This is a genomic window from Streptomyces sp. NPDC048142 (assembly GCF_043202835.1).
Classification (GTDB): Bacteria; Actinomycetota; Actinomycetes; order Streptomycetales; family Streptomycetaceae; genus Streptomyces.
The window spans coordinates 31,204-45,331 of record NZ_JBIDBC010000001.1 but is presented as its reverse complement, the minus strand read 5'-3'; the positions used below and the strand labels follow the sequence as shown (position 1 = coordinate 45,331).

The 14,128-nt window shown below is 72.3% G+C and carries 12 protein-coding genes; 3 read left to right on the top strand and 9 right to left on the bottom strand.

Annotated elements, in window-relative coordinates:
- Window positions 1-4 precede the first annotated feature (4 nt).
- The 7 genes from gatA to ACGF2Y_RS00185 form a co-directional block, all read right to left on the bottom strand.
- Entirely contained in the window at window positions 5-1,507 is a 1,503-nt protein-coding gene (gene gatA, locus ACGF2Y_RS00215) for an Asp-tRNA(Asn)/Glu-tRNA(Gln) amidotransferase subunit GatA (protein ID WP_392941602.1), read from the bottom strand.
- A gap of 5 nt (window positions 1,508-1,512) precedes the next feature.
- On the bottom strand, window positions 1,513-1,809 hold the full coding sequence (gene gatC, locus ACGF2Y_RS00210) for an Asp-tRNA(Asn)/Glu-tRNA(Gln) amidotransferase subunit GatC (RefSeq protein WP_003966094.1): 297 nt from the start codon (window positions 1,807-1,809) through the stop codon (window positions 1,513-1,515).
- A gap of 307 nt (window positions 1,810-2,116) precedes the next feature.
- On the bottom strand, window positions 2,117-4,276 hold the full coding sequence (locus tag ACGF2Y_RS00205; RefSeq protein WP_392941599.1) for a putative bifunctional diguanylate cyclase/phosphodiesterase: 2,160 nt from the start codon (window positions 4,274-4,276) through the stop codon (window positions 2,117-2,119).
- Between the two features lie 349 nt (window positions 4,277-4,625).
- Window positions 4,626-6,857 carry an NAD-dependent DNA ligase LigA gene (gene ligA, locus ACGF2Y_RS00200; RefSeq protein WP_392941597.1) on the bottom strand — a complete coding sequence of 744 codons (2,232 nt, stop codon included), beginning with the start codon at window positions 6,855-6,857 and terminating at the stop codon, window positions 4,626-4,628.
- Window positions 6,858-6,889: 32 nt separating this feature from the next.
- Window positions 6,890-7,918 (bottom strand): methionine synthase, encoded by a 1,029-nt coding sequence (locus tag ACGF2Y_RS00195; RefSeq protein WP_392941594.1) that lies wholly within the window; start codon window positions 7,916-7,918, stop codon window positions 6,890-6,892.
- 45 nt (window positions 7,919-7,963) lie between these two features.
- On the bottom strand, window positions 7,964-8,653 hold the full coding sequence (locus tag ACGF2Y_RS00190; protein WP_392941591.1) for an SDR family oxidoreductase: 690 nt from the start codon (window positions 8,651-8,653) through the stop codon (window positions 7,964-7,966).
- Window positions 8,654-8,704: 51 nt separating this feature from the next.
- A complete protein-coding gene (locus ACGF2Y_RS00185) occupies window positions 8,705-9,244 on the bottom strand; it encodes a TIGR00730 family Rossman fold protein (RefSeq protein ID WP_392941589.1) in 540 nt (179 codons plus the stop codon).
- A gap of 154 nt (window positions 9,245-9,398) precedes the next feature.
- Here ACGF2Y_RS00185 and ACGF2Y_RS00180 point away from each other — a divergent pair, with 154 nt between their 5' ends.
- Together ACGF2Y_RS00180 and ACGF2Y_RS00175 are read left to right on the top strand one after the other, a co-directional pair.
- Window positions 9,399-9,779 (top strand): DUF427 domain-containing protein, encoded by a 381-nt coding sequence (locus tag ACGF2Y_RS00180; protein WP_392941587.1) that lies wholly within the window; start codon window positions 9,399-9,401, stop codon window positions 9,777-9,779.
- Between the two features lie 101 nt (window positions 9,780-9,880).
- Entirely contained in the window at window positions 9,881-10,684 is an 804-nt protein-coding gene (locus ACGF2Y_RS00175; protein ID WP_392941584.1) for an alpha/beta fold hydrolase, read from the top strand.
- A gap of 115 nt (window positions 10,685-10,799) precedes the next feature.
- Here ACGF2Y_RS00175 and mnmA read toward each other — a convergent pair whose 3' ends face one another.
- A complete protein-coding gene (gene mnmA / locus ACGF2Y_RS00170; RefSeq protein ID WP_392941582.1) occupies window positions 10,800-11,936 on the bottom strand; it encodes a tRNA 2-thiouridine(34) synthase MnmA in 1,137 nt (378 codons plus the stop codon).
- A gap of 61 nt (window positions 11,937-11,997) precedes the next feature.
- On the opposite strand from mnmA, the gene ACGF2Y_RS00165 reads away from it, so the two are divergent.
- Window positions 11,998-12,747, top strand: coding sequence for an N-acetylmuramoyl-L-alanine amidase (locus ACGF2Y_RS00165; RefSeq protein WP_392941580.1), 750 nt, complete (start codon window positions 11,998-12,000; stop codon window positions 12,745-12,747).
- Window positions 12,748-12,758: 11 nt separating this feature from the next.
- On the opposite strand, the gene ACGF2Y_RS00160 is transcribed toward ACGF2Y_RS00165, so the two are convergent.
- Window positions 12,759-13,928, bottom strand: coding sequence for a cysteine desulfurase family protein (locus ACGF2Y_RS00160; RefSeq protein WP_392941578.1), 1,170 nt, complete (start codon window positions 13,926-13,928; stop codon window positions 12,759-12,761).
- Window positions 13,929-14,128: the final 200 nt, after the last annotated feature.

Genomic DNA, 14,128 nt, shown 5'->3' with positions numbered 1-14,128 from the left:
GCACTCACAGCGACGGAGCCTCCTCAAGCAGCGGATGCCCCCACTTTTCCACGAAGGCGGCCTCGACGGCCGCTCCGACCTTGTACAGCCGGTCGTCCTTCATGGCGGGGGCGATGATCTGCAGTCCGACCGGCAGACCGTCCTCCGGGGCCAGGCCGCAGGGCAGCGACATGGCGGAGTTGCCGGCCAGGTTGGTGGGGATGGTGCACAGGTCCGCGAGGTACATCGCCATCGGGTCGTCGGCGCGCTCGCCGATCGGGAAGGCGGTGGTCGGGGTCGTCGGGGAGACGATCACGTCGACCTGCTCGAAGGCCTTCTCGAAGTCCTGGGTGATGAGGGTGCGGACCTTCTGGGCCGAACCGTAGTACGCGTCGTAGTAGCCGGAGCTGAGCGCGTACGTCCCCAGGATGATGCGGCGCTTGACCTCGTCGCCGAAGCCGGCCTCGCGGGTGAGCGCGGTGACGTCCTCGGCCGACTTCGTGCCGTCGTCGCCGACCCGCAGGCCGTAGCGCATGGCGTCGAAGCGGGCCAGGTTGGAGGAGCACTCGGACGGGGCGATCAGGTAGTACGCGGAGAGCGCCAGGTCGAAGGACGGGCAGTCCAGCTCGACGATCGTGGCGCCCAGCGACTTCAGCAGCTCGACCGACTCGTCGAAGCGCTGGAGCACACCGGCCTGGTAGCCCTCGCCGCGGAACTGCTTGACGACGCCGACGCGCATGCCCTGTACGGAGCCGTTGCGGGCGGCCTCGACGACCGGCGGGACCGGGGCGTCGATGGACGTCGAGTCCAGCGGGTCGTGCCCGGCGATGACCTCGTGCAGCAGCGCCGCGTCCAGGACCGTACGGGCGCAGGGCCCGCCCTGGTCGAGGGAGGACGAGAAGGCGACCATGCCGTAGCGGGAGACGCCGCCGTAGGTGGGCTTGACGCCGACCGTGCCGGTGACGGCGGCGGGCTGGCGGATCGAGCCGCCGGTGTCCGTGCCGATGGCGAGGGGGGCCTCGTAGGAGGCGAGGGCGGCGGAGGAGCCGCCGCCGGAGCCGCCGGGAATGCGGGTGAGGTCCCAGGGGTTGCCGGTGGGTCCGTAGGCGCTGTTCTCGGTGGAGGACCCCATGGCGAACTCGTCCATGTTGGTCTTGCCGAGGATGACGACGTCGGCGGCGCGCAGCTTCTGCGTGAGCGTGGCGTCGTACGGCGGGACCCAGCCATCGAGGATCTTGGAACCGACGGTGGTCGGCATGTCCTTGGTGGTGAAGATGTCCTTCAGCGCGAGCGGGACGCCGGCCAGCGGGCCGAGCTTCTCGCCCGCCTCCCGCTTCGCGTCCACGGCACGGGCCTGGGCGAGCGCGCCCTCGCGGTCGATGTGCAGGAAGGCGTGGACCTTCTCGTCGACCGCGTCGATCCGGGCCAGATGGGCCTCGGTGACCTCGACGGCGGTCAGCTCGCCGGAGGCGATCTTCCCGGCGATCTCGGCCGCGGTCAGCTTGATGATGGTGCTGATGTCCGTCATGGCGATTAGTCCTCCCCCAGGATCTGCGGCACCTTGAAACGCTGCTGCTCCTGGGCCGGGGCGCCGGAGAGCGCCTGCGCGGGTGTGAGCGACGGACGGACCTCGTCCGCGCGCATGACGTTGGTCAGCGGCAGCGGGTGGGAGGTCGGCGGTACGTCTTGGTCGGCGACCTCGGAGACGCGGGCGACCGCGCCGATGATGTCGTCGAGCTGACCGGCGAAGTGATCGAGCTCTTCGCCCTTCAGCTCCAGACGCGCCAGCCGGGCGAGGTGGGCGACCTCCTCGCGCGTGATGCCAGGCATGCAGCGATCCTCAGGGGTTGGTGTGTGGTTCTGGCCGGGGCCGGTGGCACATTTCCGCGTCCGTCCGAAGGACGGGCCGCGCGGCGTCCGGTGCGTGCGATCGCAAGGCGCCGGAGCGCCCTCGTGGCGGAGTCACGTGGGCGTTTCGGCAACGCGGCGAGCGTGCGTGCCAGGCGTCGCGCGGCAGGTGGAAATGTGCCACCGGCCCCCAATCCTATGGGGTCTCCCGCGAGCGGGTGCCCCACCCCGACCGGCCCACGCCTTTCCGGCGACCCGATCATGATCACCGGGACGCCCCCGAGCGGCCTCATGGGCTCTCGGTCTCCGCCGTGCCGTTCACCGCGCCGTTCAGCGACGCGTTCATCGAGCCGGTCGCCGACCCGGTGGCGGCGGCCGCCGCCTGGGCCCTCAGCTCCGCGGGCCGCCGCCAGCCGTGCTCGCCGCGCGCCCGCAGCCAGGCCGTCGTCTCCTGGGGCGGCATCGCGGCCGCCACCAGCCAGCCCTGCACCGCGTCGCACCGCAGGTCCCGCAGCCGCTCCCACGTCTCGTCGTCCTCGACGCCCTCGGCGACGACGACCAGGCCGAGCGAGTGGGCCAGGTCGATGGTGCAGCGGACGATCTCCGCGTCCTCGTGGTCGACCGCCAGCCGGGCCACGAAGGAACGGTCGATCTTCAGCTCGCTCACGGGGAGTCTGCGCAGGTGGACCAGGGAGGAGTAGCCGGTACCGAAGTCGTCGAGGGACATCTTCACGCCGTGCGCGGTGAGTCCGGCCAGGGTGTCGGCGGCACGCTGCGGATCCTCCAGCAGCACATGCTCGGTGATCTCCAGCTGGAGCGCTCCCGCGGGCACGCCGTGGCGGGCGAGGCGGGCGGCGACGCCCCCCGCGAAGCCGGGGGTGTGGACGTCGCGCGGGGAGACGTTGACCGCGACCGGCACGAACAGGCCCTGCGCCCGCCAGCGGGCGACCTGGGCGAGCGCCGTCTCCAGGACGTACTCCGTGAGGTGCGGCATCAGGCCGGAGGACTCGGCGATGGCGATGAACTCGTCCGGGGGAACCCGGCCGCGCTCCGGGTGCACCCAGCGCACCAGCGCCTCCAGGCCGGCGACCTGCCCGTCGAAACGGACCTTGGGCTGGTAGTGCAGCTCGACCTGGCCCGCGTCCAGCGCCCGGCGCAGGTCCCCGAGGAGCCCGAGCCGGTCGGGGGTGTTGCTGTCCCGCTTGGACTCGTAGACCTCCACGCCCGTGCGGTCCCGCTTGGCCTGGTACATCGCGACGTCCGCCCGCCGCAGCAGGCCCTCGGCGTCCAGGGCGTGGTCCGGGTAGACCGCGACCCCGGCGCTGGCCTCCAGGACGAGGGTCAGCCCGTCGAGGTCCAGCGGCGAGGACAGCTCGGCGACCAGGTGGCGGGCGACCTGCTGGGCGCTGGTGGTGGAGTCGGTGTGCGGCAGCAGGACGGCGAACTCGTCGCCGCCGAGCCTGGCCGCCTCCGCGCCGCGCGGCAGAGCGAGCCGCAGGCGCTCCGCTATCTGCAGCAGCAGCCGGTCGCCGGCCAGGTGGCCCAGGGTGTCGTTGACCGCGCGGAAGCGGTCCAGGTCGATCAGGACCAGCGCGGAGCGGGTGCCGATGCTCTCCGCGTCCTCCAGCGCCGACCAGGTCCGCTCCAGCAGCCACTGCCGGTTGGGCAGCCCGGTCAGCGGGTCGCGCAGCTGCTCCTCGGCGCGGGCACGGGCGATCCAGAGTGTGGAGTCCAGGGCGATCAGCGGCACCGCGAAGAGCGGCAGCAGGACGGGCATGGACATCGCCACGGCGCAGATCAGCGGGGCGAGCCCGAGGAGCGCGACGGCGACGAGCCCCTGGCGCAGCATCGCCGTACGGGCGATGGTGGGCAGCCCGCCGTTGTGCGGAGCCTGGGCGTACCACAGCAGGACCCGGGTGACGAGCAGATACGTCGACGCCGTCAGGAGCAGTTCCGGGACGGCCGCGATGCCCCAGTCGAGTGGCTGCCAGGGCTTCTCGACGGTGGGCACCTCGCCGAAGGCGGCCAGGACGAGGGCGGCCGCGCCGATGCCCAGCATGTCCACCCCGCCGTGCAGCAGCCCCTGCCACCAGCGGTGTCGGCGGGCGGTCCCGACGAGCACCACGACGGCGAGGCTGACCAGCACGGCCGGCAGCCAGCCGTACAGCAGCAGCACGGCGAGGGTGAGGGCGGCCCCGGAGCCGGTGCCGCCCCACCAGCGGTCGCGGCCGAGCGCCACCAGGTGGCCGACGATGATCCCGGTGAGCACGGCGAGGGACCAGCCCACCGCTCCGTCCGGGAAGAGCGCGTGCCCCTGCGACACGGTCCGGTAGGAACCGACCGCCAGCAGTAACGCGGCGATCCCTACGACGGCGGCGCCCACGGGGGGCGTGAGGCCGACGAAACCTTGCAGCCGCGACACCGTTGCGGCGCTCTCGGTCGGTTTCATTCCGTCCCTCTCACAGCCGGCGGTGCCGATGGCCCTCGGTGGCGCCCGGTCCCGTGGCGCCACGGCCCGGTCGAGCGGCCGTGCACGGCGGGCGCACCCCTCAACAGTAGGCCGCTAAAGGCTTCCAGGGGCAGCGCTCTACAGCTCTTGCCCGAATGCGAACCGACCACCCGTCACCATCTGCTAGTGCACCGAACGGGTGGTGCGGCAGGGCCGTTCGGGGAGCGGCGGACCCTTCTTCACCCCTCTGCCCCGTTTCCTTCCCCGCTCGGGCCGCGCCACGCCGGGGCAGCGTCTCGATGGCGTCTCGATCCGGAGAACAGTGGGCGAAGGGCGGCCCGGCGGTCGGTTACTCGCCGCTGTCCCCCGGGTCGGTCCCGGGCGCGGCTTCCGGGGCGGGCAGCGCCGCTTCCTTGGCACGTTCGGGTCCCTGTTCGAGCAGGATCGCGAATCCGTCCTCGTCCAGCACGGGCACCTTCAGCTGCATCGCCTTGTCGTACTTGGAGCCGGGGTTGTCGCCGACGACCACGAAGGCGGTCTTCTTCGACACCGATCCGGCGACCTTCGCGCCGAGGCTCTGGAGCGCCTCCTTCGCACCGTCGCGGGTGTGGCCCGTGAGGGTGCCGGTGACGACGACGGTGAGCCCTTCGAGGGGGCGGGGGCCCTCGTCCTCGTCGGAGCCCTCGTCCGCCATCCGTACCCCGGCCTCGCGCCACTTGCGCACGATCTCGCGGTGCCAGTCCTCGGCGAACCACTGCTTGACCGAGGCGGCGATGGTGGGTCCGACGCCGTCGGCGTCGGCCAGCTCCTGCTCGGTGGCCTCCTCGATGCGGTCGACGGAGCGGAACTGACGGGCCAGCTCCTGGGCGGCGACGGGCCCGACGTGCCGGATGGAGAGCCCGGTGAGGATCCGGGCGAGAGGAGCTTCCCTGGCGGCGGCGATGCCCTCCAGCATGGCGACGGCGTTCTTCTTCGGCTCGCCCTGCTGGTTGGCGAAGACCGTCGCGATCTTCTCCTCACCGGTCTTCGGGTCGCGCTTGGGCAGCCCGCTGTCCTGGTCCAGGACGTACGCCCGGATCGGCAGCAGCTGGTCGATGGTGAGGTCGAACAGATCGCTCTCGTCCCGCAGGACGGGCTCGGCGGGCTCCAGCGGCCGGGTCAGAGCGGCGGCGGCCACATAGCCGAAGTGGTCGATGTCCAGGCTCTTGCGCCCGGCGAGGTAGAAGACCCGCTCGCGCAACTGGGCCGGGCAGGTGCGGGCGTTGGGGCAGCGGAGGTCGATGTCGCCCTCCTTCATCGGGCGCAGCTCCGTGTCGCACTCGGGGCAGTGGGACGGCATCTCGAAGGCCTTCTCGGTGCCGTCGCGCAGGTCGACGACGGGGCCGAGGATCTCGGGGATGACCTCGCCCGCCTTGCGGATGACCACGGTGTCGCCGATGAGGACGCCCTTGGCCTTGACCACGTTCTGGTTGTGCAGGGTGGCGAACTCGACCTCGGAGCCGGCCACTTCGACCGGCTCGACCTGGGCGTACGGAGTGACGCGGCCGGTGCGGCCGACGCCGACGCGGATGTTGACCAGCTTGGTGTTGACCTCTTCGGGGGCGTACTTCCAGGCGATGGCCCAGCGCGGGGCGCGCGAGGTGGAGCCGAGGCGCCCCTGGAGCGGGATCTCGTCGAGCTTGACGACGACGCCGTCGATCTCGTGCTCCACGGAGTGCCGGTTCTCGCCGTAGTACGCGATGAACTCCCGTACGCCGGCGAGGGAGTCGACGACCTTGTTGTGCCGGGCGGTGGGCAGGCCCCAGGCGTGGAGGAGGTCGTAGGCCCCGGAGAGGCGGTCGATGCTCAGGCCCTCGTGGGCGCCGATGCCGTGCACCACCATGTGCAGGGGGCGGGTGGCGGTGACCTTGGGGTCCTTCTGGCGCAGTGATCCGGCCGCCGCGTTGCGGGGGTTGGCGAAGGGCTTGTCGTCGGCGGCGACCAGCCGGGCGTTCAGCTCCTCGAAGTCCTCCATGGGGAAGAAGACCTCGCCGCGGATCTCGACGAGCGCGGGGATGTTCTCGCCCTTGAGGCGGTGCGGGATCTCGGCGATCGTACGGACGTTGGGGGTGATGTCCTCGCCGGTGCGGCCGTCGCCGCGGGTCGCCGCCCGGGTGAGGCGGCCGTGCTCGTAGGTGAGGTTGACGGCGAGGCCGTCGACCTTGAGCTCGCACAGGAAGTGGTGGTCGGGGGTGCCGACGTCCCTGGCGACCCGGTCCGCCCAGGCGGCCAGCTCCTCGTCGTCGAAGGCGTTGTCCAGGGAGAGCATGCGTTCGCGGTGTTCCACGGAGGTGAACTCCGTGCGGTAGGGCCCGGCGACCTTCTGGGTCGGGGAGTCCGGGGTGCGCAGCGCCGGGTGCTCCTCCTCCAGGGCCTCCAGGAGACGCATCTGCCGGTCGAACTCACCGTCGCTGACGACCGGCTGGTCCTTCACGTAGTAGCGGAAACGGTGCTCCTCGATCTGCTCGGACAGCAGCGCGTGCTTCTCCCGCACGTCCGCCGGAACCGAGCTCTCCTGCTCCACCCGCTGTTCGCCGGCCATCTTCCCGTCCTCCCGTTTGCCCGTCGTCCCCGTCACTCAGGGTTGTCCGCGAGCGACCTCGCCGCTCTGGCGCTGTGGGCGAGCGCGGTGCGGGCGTACGCGGGCGACGCACCCGCGAGACCGCACGACGGGGTGATCGCGACGGACTCGGCGAGAGTCCCCGGATTCAGCCCCAGCCTGCTCCACAGCGTCCTGACTCCCATGACGCTACCGCCCGGGTCTGACAATCCGTCCGAGGCGGCATCCGTGGAGGGCACCACGCCGAGGAGGAGGTGGGTGCCGCCCTCGACGGCTTCCCCGATCGCTTCCTCCTCACGCTCGGTGAGCAACGAGAAGTCGAACGAGATCCCGTCGGCCCCGGCCCGGCGCAGCAGCGCGAACGGCACTTCGGGGGCGCAGGAGTGGACGAGCGTCGTCCCGTCCTCGCCCGCCGCGGCCAGGACGTCGCGCAGGGTCGCCTCGACGACCTGGCGGTCGACGGCGCGGTAGGTGCGGTAGCCGCTGGCGGAGCGGACGCGGCCCAGCAGGACGGCGGTCAGGGAGGGTTCGTCCAGCTGGAGGACGACCTTCGCCCCGGGCATCCGGCGGCGGACTTCCGCCAGATGGGCACGGAGTCCCTCGGCGAGGGATCCGGCCAGGTCGCGGCAGGCGCCGGGGTCGGCCAGCATGGCTTCGCCGCCGCGCAGTTCCAGTCCGGCGGCCAGGGTCCAGGGTCCGACGGCCTGGACCTTGAGCAGGCCCTCGTACCCCTGGGTGAACTCCTCCAGGGCGTCCAGGTCCTCCCCCAGCCAGGAGCGGGCGCGCCGGGTGTCGCGGCCGGGCCGGTCGCTGATCCGCCAGCCGCTCGGCTCGACATGGCCGTACATCTCGACGAGCATGCCGATGGTCCGGCCGATCATGTCTGCGCCCGGCCCGCGCGCGGGCAGTTCCGCCAGGTGGGGGATGCCCTGGCCGTCGGCGAAGGAGCCGGTGACGGTCTTCGCCGCCTCCCTCGCGTCTCCTCCGGGCATCGACCCGATGCCGGTCGCCGGACACCCGCTGAACTTGCTCTTCTCGCTCACGCGGGAAGCCTACGGTCACCGGCGGGGAAGCCGCTCTCCAGGGCGTCAGCGTCCGGGTCGGACGGTGAGGTCGTTGACCTCGGCGTCGCGCGGCAGGTCGAGCGCCATCAGGATCGTGGTCGCCACCGACTCGGGGTCGATCCAGCGGGCGGCGTCGTACTCCTTGCCCTCCTGCTGGTGCACCTTGGCCTGCATGGGGCCGGCGGTACGGCCGGGGTAGACGGTGGTGACGCGCACGCCGTTGCCGTGCTCCTCGTGGCGCAGCGAGTCGGCGAGGGCCTTGAGTCCGTGCTTGCTCGCGGCGTACGCGCTCCACCCGGCGTGGGCGGCCAGCCCGGCGCCGGAGTTCACGAACAGGACCTGCCCCTGGGAGACACGGAGCTGCGGGAGCAGGAGGCGGGTGATCTCGGCGGGGGCGATCAGGTTGGCGTTGAGCTGGAAGTGCCAGGCCTTGGGGGTGAGCTCGCCGACCTCGCCGAGCTCGACGACGCCCGCGATGTGCAGCAGGGTGTCGATGTGCTCGGGCATGGCCTGCTGGCCGAACGCCCAGGACAGCCGGTCGGGGTTGCCGAGGTCGCCGACGAGCGTGCGCGCTCCCGGGTAGAGGTCGGCGAACTCCTTGGCGCGGCCGGCGTCGCGGGCGAGCAGGACGAGGTCGTCGCCGCGCTCCTGGAGGCGGCGGGCGACAGCGGCCCCGATGCCGGATCCGGCGCCGGTGATGAGGTGGGTAGACATGGGGCGATCCTAGGTGGAGCGGTGATCACCGGGTCCGACGGACTCCCCTGCTCACTGGTGACCGGCGGCCTCTTCCAGGTAGGCGAGCGCGCCGACGCCGTCCTTGGCGAAGAAGACCAGGTCGGCCAGGGGGACGGGGAGGAAGCCCTCGTCCTCCATGCGCTGGAACTGCTGGCGCAGCCCGTCGTAGAAGCCCGCCGTGTTCAGCAGGACGACCGGCTTGGTGTGCTTGCCGTGCTTCTTCAGCTCCAGGATCTCGGTGGCCTCGTCGAGCGTCCCGGTCCCGCCGACCATGATCACGACGGCGTCGGCCTTCGCCAGGAGGAGCGCCTTGCGCTCGGCGAGGTCGCGGGCGATCACCATCTCGTCGGCGTCGGTCCGGGCGCTCGCGGCAAGGAATTCGACCGACACTCCGACGAGCCGCCCGCCCGCAGCCCGTACGCCGTCCGCGACGACCTTCATCAGGCCGCGCTCCGATCCGCCCCAGACGAGGGTGTGCCCGCCTCTGCCGAGCAGTTCGGCGAACTCCCGGGCGGGCACGGTGTAGTGGTCGTCGAGGTCGGCGGCGGAGAGGAAGACGCAGATGTTCATGGGAAAACCGTACGACCCGCCTCGGACACTCCCCTGCTCGCTCCCTCGTTCACTCCCCGGTTCACTCCCTCGTACGCTCCCTCGTTCCGGGGAGGATTCCGGCCACAGCAGAGGAACGGGGAAGATTACGGACCCCTGCGCCGCTGGAACAGGCATGACTGCCACGCGAGGACACCGCATCACCGTCGAGCCGGGCACCGAGCACGTCCGGGTCGTGCACGACGGACAGGTGCTGGCCGACAGCCGCCGCCCGCTCGTGCTCCGCGAGACGGGCTTCCCCGCCCGCTACTACCTGCCGCCCGAGGACGTCCGCACCGAGCTGCTTTCCCCGTCGGACACCAGTACTCACTGCCCGTTCAAGGGGGACGCCTCCTACTGGTCGCTGCCCGGGGCCGCCGATCTCGTCTGGGCCTACCCGGACCCGAAGCCCGAAGTCGCCGCGATCAAGGACCACTTCTGCTTCTACGCCGCGGAAACGGTGCCGGAGGGAGAAGAGACGCGGATGGTGCCGGAGGCGAAGACGGAAGCGCCGTGAGCGGTGCCGGGAACACCGTCCGGATGACCGCCGGTTCGCCTTCCTGGAATTTTCTTCCGCCGGAACGATGAGTTTTCCGGACCGCCCCGGTCTCCTCTCCCATGGACAGGACTCTCTCCGCCGACGGCACCCCTATCGCCTACCGCCGTCAGGGCGAGGGGCCGCCGCTGGTGCTGGTCGGCGGGGCGCTGAGCGCCGGGGCGGCCGGCGCACCGCTGGCCGCCCTGCTCGCGCCGCAATTCACGGTGCTCACCTACGACCGCCGGGGCCGGGGCGCCAGTGCTGACGCCGGGCACTGCACCGTGGCGCGGGAGGTCGAGGATCTGGCCGCCGTCGTCGGTGCGGCCGGTCCGGGCGCGTCGGTCTTCGGGATGTCGTCCGGCGGGGCGCTGGCCCTGGAGGCGGCGGCCGCCGGGCTCCCGGTGGAGCTGCTCGCCGTGTACGAGCCGCCCTACACGCCGGGCGCGTCCGACCTGCTGTTCAAGGCCCGCTGCACGGTCCGGCTGCACCGGCTGCTGGCGGCCGGGGACCGGGGCGGGGCGGTGGAGCTGTTCCTGTCCATGACGGGCGTCGCCGAGGAGACGGCCGCCCGGATGCGGCGCACCCCGGTGTGGGCGGAGCTGGAGGCGATGGCGCACACCCTGGCGTACGACGACGCCCTGCTGGGCGACGGGTCGGTCCCGGCCGAGCGGTTCGCGGCCGTCGCCGCCCGGACGCTGGTGATCTGCGGCGGCTTCAGCAGCGCCCCGGCACGCGCGGCGACCGGGACGCTGGCCGAGGCCCTCCCGCGCGGCCGGCACCGCACGCTGACGGGCCAGATGGGCGAGGTGGCACCCCAGGTGATCGCCCCGGTGCTGGCGGACTTCTTCGCCACGAACGTGTACGCGCTCCGGCAGACGTCGTGAGCCGGTGGGCCGGTTACGCGCGTCGGGCGTCAGGCGTCGCGAGCCGGTAGGACGGCCGGTTACGCGCGTCAAGCGCCGTGAGCGTCCCCGGCCGGTCCGGACGAAGGGCGCGGGCTCAGCCGCCCGTCGCCACCCGCTCGCGGCGGGACGTCGTGGCGATGGTGGCCGAGCCGACCACGCGCGTGCCGTCGTACAGGACGACCGCCTGGCCGGGGGCCACGCCCCGGACCGGCTCGGTGAAGGTGACGTTCAGCTCCGTGCCGTCCACCAGCTCGGCCGTGACTTCGCTCTCGCCGCCGTGGGCGCGCAGCTGGGCGGTGTACGTACCTGGGCCTGCCGGGGGCGTACCGCACCAGCGGGGCTTGATGGCGGTCAGCGAGGTCACGTCGAGGGCCTCGACCGGGCCGACGGTGACGGTGTTGTTCACCGGGGAGATGTCAAGGACGTAGCGCGGCTTGCCGTCGGGCGCCGGGTGGCCGATCTTCAGGCCCTTGCGCTGGCCGATGGTGAAGCCGAACGCGCCCTCGTGGGTGCCCAGCTTCGTACCGGACTCGTCGAGGATGTCGCCCTCGGCGGGGCCGCCGAGGCGGTTCGCCAGGAAGCCCTGGGTGTCGCCGTCGGCGATGAAGCAGATGTCATGGCTGTCGGGCTTCTTGGCGACGGCCAGGCCGCGGCGCTCGGCCTCGGCGCGGATCTCGTCCTTGGTGGTGAGGGTGTCGCCGAGCGGGAACATGGCGTGGGCGAGCTGCTTCTCGTCCAGGACGCCGAGCACATAGCTCTGGTCCTTGGCCATGTCGGAGGCGCGGTGCAGTTCGCGGCTGCCGTCCTCGGTGAGCACGACCGTGGCGTAGTGGCCGGTGCACACCGCGTCGAAGCCGAGGGCGAGGGCCTTGTCGAGCAGCGCGGCGAACTTGATCTTCTCGTTGCAGCGCAGGCAGGGGTTGGGCGTGCGCCCGGCCTCGTACTCCGCGACGAAGTCCTCGACGACGTCCTCGCGGAAGCGTTCCGCCAGGTCCCAGACGTAGAACGGGATACCGATGACGTCGGCCGCGCGGCGGGCGTCCCGGGAATCCTCGATGGTGCAACAGCCGCGCGCCCCGGTCCGGAAGGACTGGGGGTTCGCGGACAGGGCGAGGTGGACACCGGTCACGTCGTGGCCCGCCTCGGCGGCGCGGGCCGCGGCGACGGCGGAGTCCACGCCGCCCGACATCGCGGCGAGGACACGCAGGGGGCGCTGGGAAGTCTGAGTCATAGCTCCTCCAGGGTACGGGTCGCCGGGAACCGAACGCTCGCGGATATGCGTTGACGGTCACATGGGGAACAACGGGAGCACCCGGGCATCGCGAAAGCCGTCGGGAAAGCCGTCGCGCAAGCCTTCGCGGAAGAAGGCGGCGGACGGCGTCAGCAGGCGCGCACTGCTGATCGGCGGCGGCGCGGTGGCGGCCGCCGGCACCGCCGCCGTGCTCGCGCGCGACAAGGCGAAGCGCCTGTGGTGGCGGCTGCCCGGCGTCGAGAAGCCCCGGAAACCGGGCGAGCTGGACTACGCGGGGGCGACCTGGGTGGCCGCGTCCGAGGCGAACTGGCGGCGTGCGGACCGCCCGGACGACTTCACGATCGACCTCGTGATCATCCACGTCACCCAGGGCAGCTTCGACAGCGCGGTGAAGGTGTTCCAGGACCCCGCACACCAAGCCGCAACACACTACATAGTGGGGCAGGACGGGCGGGTGGTGCAGATGATCCGCGAACTGGACGTGGCATACCACGCGGGCAACCGCGCCTACAACGAGCGCGCCGTCGGCATCGAGCACGAGGGGTTCGTGGACCGGCCGAAGGACCTCACGAAGGCGATGTACGCGTCCTCGGCGCGGCTCACGGCGTCGGTCTGCGCCCGGCACGACATACCCATCGACCGTGAGCACATCATCGGGCATGTGGAGGTGCCGGGCACCGACCACACCGATCCGGGGCCGCACTGGGACTGGGACCGCTACCTGGAGCTGGTACGGCGGGCCGCGGCGGCGCCGCCCAGCCCTTCCCCCTCGCCGTCCGTGAAGGCGTAGCCACGCCTTCCTCAGCTGAGCCCGGCCGTCCTCGCCCGCTCCACCGCCGGGCCGATCGCCTCCGCGAGCGCCTTCACGTCGTCCTCGGTCGAGGTGTGGCCGAGCGAGAAGCGCAGAGTGCCCCGGGCCAGGTCCGGATCGGTACCGGTGGCGAGCAGGACGTGGCTGGGCTGGGCGATCCCGGCGGTGCAGGCGGAGCCGGTGGAGCATTCGATGCCCTGGGCGTCCAGCAGCAGGAGGAGCGAGTCGCCCTCGCAGCCCGGGAAGCTGAAGTGGGCGTTGGCCGGAAGGCGTCCGGCCGGATCCGGGTCACCGCCGAGCACGGCGTCCGGCACGGCCCGGCGCACGGCGGCCACGAGGTCCTCGCGCAGGGAGCCCACGCGCCGGGCGAACTGCTCGCGCCGCTCGGCCGCCAGCCGTCCGGCGACCGCGAAGGAGGCGACGGCGGGCACGTCCAGGGTCCCGGAGCGCACGTGCCGCTCCTGGCCGCCGCCGTGCAGCACGGGTACGGGGGTGTGGTCACGGCCCAGCAGCAGCGCGCCGATCCCGAACGGCCCGCCGATCTTGTGCCCGCTGACCGTCATCGCGGCCAGTCCGGAGCGGGCGAAGTCGACCTCCAGCTGGCCGAACGCCTGGACCGCGTCGGCGTGCATGGGGATGGCGAACTCCGCGGCGACGGCCGCCAGTTCGCGGACCGGCATGATGGTGCCGATCTCGTTGTTGGCCCACATCACGGTGATCATCGCGATGTCGTCGGGATTGCGGAGGATCGCCTCGCGCAGGTCTTCGGGATGGACCCGGCCGTGACGGTCGACCGGAAGGTAGTCGACGGTCGCGCCCTCGTGTTCGGCGAGCCAGTCGACGGCGTCCAGGACGGCGTGGTGTTCGACGGGACCGGCGAGGACCCTGGTGCGGCGGGGGTCGGCGTCGCGGCGGGACCAGTAGAGGCCCTTCACGGCGAGGTTGTCGGCCTCCGTGCCGCCGGAGGTGAGGACGACCTCGCTGGGGCGTGCGCCGAGGGCGTCGGCGAGGGCTTCTCTGGACTCCTCGACGGTACGGCGGGCCCGGCGTCCGGCGGCGTGCAGTGAGGACGCGTTGCCGGTGGCGGAGAGCTGGGCGGTCATCGCCTCGATCGCTTCGGGAAGCATCGGGGTGGTCGCGGCGTGGTCGAGGTAGGCCATGGTGGAGCCGATTCTACGAGCCCTGGCGGGGCGCATGCCGGGCGCATCGCGGCCCGGCCCTCGCGCACGCCCGCGCGAGGTGCGGCGGACCGGCTCACAGCCCGGTCGGGGACCTGCTCCGGAGTCCGGTCCGGCACGGGGAGAGCGGCTCACGGGCCGCGTCGGGGGCGTCCGTCAGCCGCCGAAGTTCCAGGCGGCCG

Coding starts and splice junctions, on each gene's coding strand:
- gatA (WP_392941602.1), bottom strand. CDS start 1,507: ATGACGGACATCAGCACCATCATCAAGCTGACCGCGGCCGAGATCGCC.
- gatC (WP_003966094.1), bottom strand. CDS start 1,809: ATGCCTGGCATCACGCGCGAGGAGGTCGCCCACCTCGCCCGGCTGGCG.
- ACGF2Y_RS00205 (WP_392941599.1), bottom strand. CDS start 4,276: ATGAAACCGACCGAGAGCGCCGCAACGGTGTCGCGGCTGCAAGGTTTC.
- ligA (WP_392941597.1), bottom strand. CDS start 6,857: ATGGCCGGCGAACAGCGGGTGGAGCAGGAGAGCTCGGTTCCGGCGGAC.
- ACGF2Y_RS00190 (WP_392941591.1), bottom strand. CDS start 8,653: ATGTCTACCCACCTCATCACCGGCGCCGGATCCGGCATCGGGGCCGCT.
- ACGF2Y_RS00185 (WP_392941589.1), bottom strand. CDS start 9,244: ATGAACATCTGCGTCTTCCTCTCCGCCGCCGACCTCGACGACCACTAC.
- ACGF2Y_RS00180 (WP_392941587.1), top strand. CDS start 9,399: ATGACTGCCACGCGAGGACACCGCATCACCGTCGAGCCGGGCACCGAG.
- ACGF2Y_RS00175 (WP_392941584.1), top strand. CDS start 9,881: ATGGACAGGACTCTCTCCGCCGACGGCACCCCTATCGCCTACCGCCGT.
- mnmA (WP_392941582.1), bottom strand. CDS start 11,936: ATGACTCAGACTTCCCAGCGCCCCCTGCGTGTCCTCGCCGCGATGTCG.
- ACGF2Y_RS00165 (WP_392941580.1), top strand. CDS start 11,998: ATGGGGAACAACGGGAGCACCCGGGCATCGCGAAAGCCGTCGGGAAAG.
- ACGF2Y_RS00160 (WP_392941578.1), bottom strand. CDS start 13,928: ATGGCCTACCTCGACCACGCCGCGACCACCCCGATGCTTCCCGAAGCG.